Origin of the sequence: Paraliobacillus sp. X-1268, from assembly GCF_003426095.1 — a bacterium.
Classification (GTDB): domain Bacteria; phylum Bacillota; class Bacilli; order Bacillales; family Amphibacillaceae; genus Paraliobacillus_A; species Paraliobacillus_A zengyii.
This window is the reverse complement of sequence record NZ_QJSK01000019.1, coordinates 47,656-53,887: the sequence shown is the minus strand read 5'-3', so window position 1 is coordinate 53,887 and position 6,232 is coordinate 47,656. Positions and strand designations below refer to the sequence as shown.

The following is a 6,232-nucleotide window of genomic DNA, read 5'->3' as shown; positions in this document are numbered from 1 at the left end:
ACCCTTCCGAGCGTTACCTCTTCATTTGATTCTTCAATATAATCCTTCAATTCCGTAAGGAATTGCCTAGCCTTTACCAGAGAGATGTAGCCATCCTCCATTTAAACTAGGAACATTTCGCACAACTAAACTGCTCGTTAGCTAAAAAAGCCATAATAACTCTACCATCAACAGCTCCTTGTTCCACTAAAGCACCAGTTAATTGAAAAACGATAATTTTATAATCTTCAGTAAAAAGCCTTGAACAAATAAAAATAAAAGCCATCCACATATTCCAAACCCTATCGAAACATACAATGGTATTGAGTTCTTTAATAGAAAATATACTATTAATAGTAATATAGCCGTTGCTGGGAAACCCCATAAAACCCCTAATGCAAACTTACTCAAAGTTGTGCTTTGTTCCCCCTGAAAATAAAGCCAGATTATGCTAAGTAAACTTACTAATGGTAATGCTGCAACTACCCCACCATATGTAGGAAATCTTCTTGCTATTTCAGTAACTACTCCTATTATTATTGCGGAAATAACTACTTTCATTATTATGTACATTTTTTTACACCTTCACTTAACGTTCTAAAACCTAACTCTATTAACTGTCTATCTTCTGAACTAAGAGAAGTTAATACTTTTTTTAATTTTTCTACATCAAGACTAGTATTACGGTATAATACGTCCCTACCTTTTTCAGTTAGGTTAAGAGTAACTTTTCTTTCATCTAATGGATCCCTTCTCTTTTGAAGATAGCCTTTCTTAATGATTCTTTTAACATTTTCTGAAGCAGTATTATGAGAAACACCTAAAAAATCAGCTAATTCTCCAATACCTATAGAATTATTTTTTTCTATATGCTGAAGTATTCTGATGACCTGATGGGTTATCTTTTCCTGATGAGAAAAATGTAAATGATAATAAATATCTGTCCAATAATTATTCAACTCTGCTATGCCTTTCATCTTTTAACCTCCGTTATATCTATTCACAAGAATATATCTTACTATACGATATATTATACAAAGAAAGTACCACTTATTCAAGCGGTACACTAATTACTATTTAATTTTTGTTGAAGCCGCACTTTTGACGATACCCTGTTAAACTTTTATCATCCGTTATTTAATTGTTACTTTAAATTAGTCTCTATTTTTATTGAATTTATGTACTATTGCTTTGTATATAATATAAACTAGATACATTGCGTAACCTAAAAGGAAGCTAAGGACTACGTTTTTAAAGTCTAAATCTGTACCTTGTTGTGTAATAATACTCCAAATAAAAGGAATGACCTCCACAGAAAGTGTCAATCCCAATCCTAGAATAGAAGGCGCTACTATAAATGTAAAGATGAAGGGCTTCATAGATTTGGACATTATAATCTCCTTTTTGAAATTTCGTTGTATGCCTACGTAAAACACTATTTTTTGATTGGCTCTGTTAAACGTTGTTTTTACGTAGCTCTTGCTTATTCATCTTCTATATGAAATTATTCGTAGTTAAAAATATCTTTCTTCAACAATTTGGGTCCTCTATTCTTTTTCAGTGCGGTTTTGTATGATTGTGTTTCCATTTGTGATTTTCGCCCATTGCTCGATCTCGTTTTCCTTGTTCAAGTAAAATAAGTATTCCAAATTATCTTCCTCACCATCTTCTACTGGTTTTACACGATACGTTCTCGTTGCTGCCCACCATGCGGCGTGTGATTGTCTATCTACCACCGTTATATCAAAACCCAATTTCAACTCAATTTCTTGAACTTCCTCGTGTCTGTCAAACGACTGCCATGTGATTATTCCGCCCACCAATAGAAGTACTATTCCTATACCGATAAACTTAATCCATTTAGACCTTCCAGTCACTTTACCCGCCACCTTTACTCTAAATTTAATCGTGTTTATCTGTTTCATTATTGAAAAAGATGCAATTTCTTAATCAAGAAAATTTTGTTAGCAAACTATGTTCCTATCATAAAACCAAGCATATAATTGCAACTGCAATAAGGATTGTTGTTAACATACTTTTAACTTTATTTACAAGGAAACCGATCGTCAACGCTTTGCCCCGTTAATTTAACAATGTACGTATTGTTTGATATTTAAATATCGAATCGAATTACATATAATTCAAATGTTGTTCTCCATGAAAAACTTTTAAAATAATATCTTTAGCGGGAACATTTAACTCCTCGTAGGCTAGCAAAAATTTCTTATTATCATATGGCGCTTCTAGAAAAGAAACATCAATTGCACCAGACTTACCTATTTGTAATTTACTATAAGGTGCAAATGCCTTTGGTGTACAACCTAGAGAGTTTGGATTTACATACAGTCTATTTTTTGATTTAAAATGATGAATGGCGTGATGATGTCCAAAACAAACAACATCATAATCAGTTCCTTCATAGATCTCTTCAAGTCTTTTTGTACTTGGTTGATTATCAATCTGCAAAAATTCATCTTTTTCATTCAAATGATAATGTAAAAACAGAAAATTTATTTCGTCTAATTTCTCCGTATGCTTTTTTGCGATACTTCGTAATTTAGGGATATATTGTACATCCAATCTAGAGGCAATCCATTCGTGATGTTCTCTTTCCTCTCCAACACTTTCTGGCTCTTTACCGTCGATTATCTTCAATACTTCTTCATCATGATTTCCCATTACAAAAGATATATCTTCACGAGAAAACAACAATTCTAGTACCTTATTAGTTTCGTGACCTATGCCTATTAAATCACCAAGACAAATAATATGTTCTATTTGTTTATCTTTTTCTATATCATCTAAAACTGCTTTCAACGCTGCACTATTACCATGAATATCTGCAATAATAGCTATTACACTATTTTTTTCCATTATATATCCTCCCAATTTATCAGTTGCTAATTATATAAAAAAATATTTCAATCACTCCCAACAGTTCGAATAAAAAAGAATAGAAATACTATTGTTAAGAACATAGTTTTTAAATAATTTCTTAGTCATTTCAAAACCTTTTTAAAATACTAATTCCCTTGTCACTCTTTAGTATGAAGTGACATTTCGTTCAATATAATTGCCATTAATAAACCAATATGTAATTCTTTCAAGAAAGTCATCATTTAATGAATAAGAATTGATTATTCTGCATTATTAAGCCAATAAACTAATGTTGAAATTTTTTCTGCATAATCTCTGATTTCTTTTAATGTTTCAATTACTTGAGTCGTACCCATCATTTGTTCTACTTCATCTGAACACTCAATCCACAAGGAACGCTTTAAATTATATTCAAGCCAACCTAACTTACCTGTAAATCCGTTTTCTAAGACAATAGACCAAATCAGTCTGAAATTCTTCATATCTCTTTTTATAACTATTTATAAAAGTAAAAAATCTTTTTTTATCTATACTTCCTATCTCATCTTCAGACCAGTATAGTGCAGTTTCTATTAAATCGTGCATTGGATTTATGTAACCAGCGGACTCCCAGTCAATTAAAACTGGTTTGTCTTTATTCCATATAATATTTTTTGGATCTAAATCTCTATGACTAATTACTAAGTTTAATGAGAGTACTTTATTTGCTTTGTTTGCTAATGAAGTCCACTCGTAAAGTTTATCAAAATTTTCAAGCAACAGTTCAACCCATTCAGCGTTAGCTTTTTGGCCCTTTTTAATATAATTTTTCCAGTCTATTGATTGTTCATTATTTCTTAGTTCTTTTTTTATGTTAAGTTTCGAAAAATCTGTCGTATGTATTTCAGCGAGTAGAGAACCAATTTTTTCACTATGACTGCAATTAACTGTATTTGGTTTAAGCGTTTTTCCCTTTATCCAATCGAAAATCATACAAAAATGATTATCTATCTTTAGAATAGAGTTACCATTTATTATTTTTGCTGGAGCAGCAGGTACTTTCTTTGATATTAAATTTGCAATTCTTTCTGAATTAATAAAGTTATTCGTTGCATCAGGTCTTATCATAATTTGGGGATTTAACATTTTAACCGCATATTTTCCTTTGTCTGTTTCAATAGCATACATCTTATGCAAAAGACCCCCTGAAATTGACAACGGAAACCCAACCATTTGTCCAAGATTGGAATCTTCACATAACTTCTCAAACACATGAATATCAATCATTTAACTGCTCCACCTTAAAAATTATTCTTCAACTATCCTACTTCGTATGTTGAAAGGTTCCATTTTGATTTTGGTCCTATATAAAAAGATCATTAATTTTGATGACCTTCTTAATTAACTATCACAAATGTTAAGAAAAGTAATTAGCTATAAAGATGATAGCGAGAAAAATAACAAGGTAAAAGATTGTCCATAGCATTGCTTTTGATGGTATTTTTCCTTTTTCTTCAGTTTTAGTATTTTTGTATAAAATAACTCTTGACCACCAAAAAACTACGCCCCCTGCTAGAAGAATTGTCATCTGCCAGCCATAATCACCAGTAGTGATAAAATCGTAAGCAGCCCAGGTAAACAATGCTATGGTATAAAACATAAAAGTATTTCTAGCAGCCTTTAAATTTTGACTTTGTTCTGTTTCATCTGGTTTACGTAATTTCATTTATTTAATTCCCTCCTCAAAAACAAATACTATTCTACTGCTACATTAGTAAAAGAAGCGACGATTCTAATTAAACCATTGAAATCTCTTAAGAGAACTAAAACAGCAGACTTTGAAAGAGAGAAATGGTTATAACTAATACCGATAAAGACCCTGCAGAAAGTAAGGTTATCATTTTTCTCCAATTTATCTCTTTTGAAGGTTTAACAGCCTCTCTAGAAACAGCAATCCAAATCACAATAGAAACTATAGATACTATGGTAATCATATCATTAGACATATTTAATCCCTCCTTGATTTATCCCTTATGAATAAGAAAATTAAAGTTTTACTATTAAATTAATCGATCGGGCTAAGCCTAGATGATATGAATGAACTAACTATATACTCTCAGGCAAATGATGTTTATACATTTCTACTACATCACTATGCTCCTTTAAAACATTTATGGTTTTTGGATTTGGTTCTATATAAATAACTGGATAGTCCTTTTCACCATAATTTTCGTTAACTGAAAAAGCTAATTTTTCTTCATCTATTAAAAATTGAGCATCAACACCAGTTTTGTTTCCACGAGCATCTAATCGTATCCATTTTTTAAAAGATTTTAGATAAACAGCATTTAAAGTGTGGAGCGAGTATCCTTTTTCTGGCATATCAAACAACATCAATCGCTGATAACAGAAACCTGTTGGAATTTGTTGTGATCGTAATAAAGCTGCTAATAAATTTGATTTTGCATAGCAAATTCCTTCTTTATAATTCAAAACATCTGAAGCATCACAAGTCACTCTTTTCCCCTGAATATCCCAAGAGTGAGATATTTCATCACGTACAAATTCATAAGCAACTTTTGCTTTTTCAACTTCTGTTTGGGTTGAATTAAAAAGCACTTCAATTTTAGCTTTAATGATTGGATTAGAATAATTAACTTCATTTAATTCAAGTAAATAATCTTCTAATTGATCTGACTCACATATCATTTCCATTAACTCCATCCCCCTGATTAAATACCTATTTATAAATATTATTATATGCTAAGTTGAAATTGAATAAAGATGATTTACTATTAAACTATTCTACGTATTATTTCAACAAAAATAATGATAGGTTGTTCCACTATCGCACAAGTTACTTTGTGTACAGTTTTTAAAATAAGTTATGAAATAGTAATAATCTAATTGTTTGTCTTCAAAGTGGAAAGAGTGCTCCAATCCACAACTTTTTCATATTCCTCTCCATTTGTTTCATAAATGAATTTCAAGCTTTTCGCACTATTTTCCTCTACATTAACTAATTCTGTTTCGATTATTAAAGTTTGTGCTTCAGTAAGGTAATAACCATTCACTTTTCTTTTTTTACCTATCTCATCTCTTCTATAAATACCTGTTTTCTTAGATGAGTCTCCTATATAAAAAGTAGCATTTATTCCTTCTTCATCGGATATATACTCTCCTTGACTATTCACAATATGAATTGACTTTAACGAAGTTCCATCTTCCCCTTTCCATTCAAAAGGGGGTTACTATAAAATATTTTGTACTATTTTCAAATGCACTCAAAGATATATTTTCTAAGTTAAACTCTGCTGCATTATCTCTCATTTCGTCGTTTTGACACCCTGCTAATAAAAATAGAATTAGTACAATAAATAAAAAATTCTTCAACATA

General features: G+C 30.8%; 11 protein-coding genes. All 11 read right to left on the bottom strand.

The window, feature by feature from the left end; translation table 11 throughout:
* Positions 1 to 198 precede the first annotated feature (198 nt).
* The gene (locus tag D2K62_RS15685; protein WP_117149153.1) at positions 199 to 552 is read right to left on the bottom strand and encodes a DUF3147 family protein; all 354 of its coding nucleotides are present in this window, start codon (positions 550 to 552) and stop codon (positions 199 to 201) included.
* A complete protein-coding gene (locus D2K62_RS15680; RefSeq protein WP_117161719.1) occupies positions 543 to 956 on the bottom strand; it encodes a MarR family winged helix-turn-helix transcriptional regulator in 414 nt (137 codons plus the stop codon). Before D2K62_RS15680 ends, D2K62_RS15685 begins: the two co-directional genes overlap by 10 nt.
* 570 nt (positions 957 to 1,526) lie before the next feature.
* The gene (locus D2K62_RS15670; protein WP_117149150.1) at positions 1,527 to 1,856 is read right to left on the bottom strand and encodes a hypothetical protein; all 330 of its coding nucleotides are present in this window, start codon (positions 1,854 to 1,856) and stop codon (positions 1,527 to 1,529) included.
* A gap of 253 nt (positions 1,857 to 2,109) precedes the next feature.
* Entirely contained in the window at positions 2,110 to 2,853 is a 744-nt protein-coding gene (locus D2K62_RS15665) for a metallophosphoesterase family protein (protein WP_117149149.1), read from the bottom strand.
* A gap of 263 nt (positions 2,854 to 3,116) precedes the next feature.
* A complete protein-coding gene (locus tag D2K62_RS19505; protein ID WP_332871746.1) occupies positions 3,117 to 3,338 on the bottom strand; it encodes a hypothetical protein in 222 nt (73 codons plus the stop codon).
* A complete protein-coding gene (locus tag D2K62_RS15660; protein WP_369974656.1) occupies positions 3,283 to 4,122 on the bottom strand; it encodes a phosphotransferase in 840 nt (279 codons plus the stop codon). Before D2K62_RS15660 ends, D2K62_RS19505 begins: the two co-directional genes overlap by 56 nt.
* A gap of 130 nt (positions 4,123 to 4,252) precedes the next feature.
* A complete protein-coding gene (locus D2K62_RS19205; RefSeq protein ID WP_232824181.1) occupies positions 4,253 to 4,561 on the bottom strand; it encodes a hypothetical protein in 309 nt (102 codons plus the stop codon).
* Between the two features lie 97 nt (positions 4,562 to 4,658).
* Positions 4,659 to 4,841 carry a hypothetical protein gene (locus D2K62_RS15650; protein ID WP_117149148.1) on the bottom strand — a complete coding sequence of 61 codons (183 nt, stop codon included), beginning with the start codon at positions 4,839 to 4,841 and terminating at the stop codon, positions 4,659 to 4,661.
* Between the two features lie 100 nt (positions 4,842 to 4,941).
* Positions 4,942 to 5,550: a transglutaminase-like domain-containing protein gene (locus tag D2K62_RS15645; protein WP_117161718.1), complete on the bottom strand. Its 609-nt coding sequence runs from the start codon at positions 5,548 to 5,550 to the stop codon at positions 4,942 to 4,944.
* A 188-nt stretch (positions 5,551 to 5,738) separates the two neighbouring features.
* Positions 5,739 to 6,029 (bottom strand): hypothetical protein, encoded by a 291-nt coding sequence (locus D2K62_RS15640; protein ID WP_117149146.1) that lies wholly within the window; start codon positions 6,027 to 6,029, stop codon positions 5,739 to 5,741.
* A gap of 43 nt (positions 6,030 to 6,072) precedes the next feature.
* Positions 6,073 to 6,228: a hypothetical protein gene (locus D2K62_RS18815; RefSeq protein WP_157967356.1), complete on the bottom strand. Its 156-nt coding sequence runs from the start codon at positions 6,226 to 6,228 to the stop codon at positions 6,073 to 6,075.
* Between the last annotated feature and the right edge of the window lie 4 nt (positions 6,229 to 6,232).

Excerpts from the sequence above, each read along its gene's own strand:
- D2K62_RS15685 (WP_117149153.1), bottom strand. The coding sequence starts at position 552 with ATGTACATAATAATGAAAGTAGTTATTTCCGCAATAATAATAGGAGTA.
- D2K62_RS15680 (WP_117161719.1), bottom strand. The coding sequence starts at position 956 with ATGAAAGGCATAGCAGAGTTGAATAATTATTGGACAGATATTTATTAT.
- D2K62_RS15665 (WP_117149149.1), bottom strand. The coding sequence starts at position 2,853 with ATGGAAAAAAATAGTGTAATAGCTATTATTGCAGATATTCATGGTAAT.
- D2K62_RS19505 (WP_332871746.1), bottom strand. The coding sequence starts at position 3,338 with ATGAAGAATTTCAGACTGATTTGGTCTATTGTCTTAGAAAACGGATTT.
- D2K62_RS15660 (WP_369974656.1), bottom strand. The coding sequence starts at position 4,122 with ATGATTGATATTCATGTGTTTGAGAAGTTATGTGAAGATTCCAATCTT.
- D2K62_RS19205 (WP_232824181.1), bottom strand. The coding sequence starts at position 4,561 with ATGAAATTACGTAAACCAGATGAAACAGAACAAAGTCAAAATTTAAAG.
- D2K62_RS15650 (WP_117149148.1), bottom strand. The coding sequence starts at position 4,841 with ATGTCTAATGATATGATTACCATAGTATCTATAGTTTCTATTGTGATT.
- D2K62_RS15645 (WP_117161718.1), bottom strand. The coding sequence starts at position 5,550 with ATGGAAATGATATGTGAGTCAGATCAATTAGAAGATTATTTACTTGAA.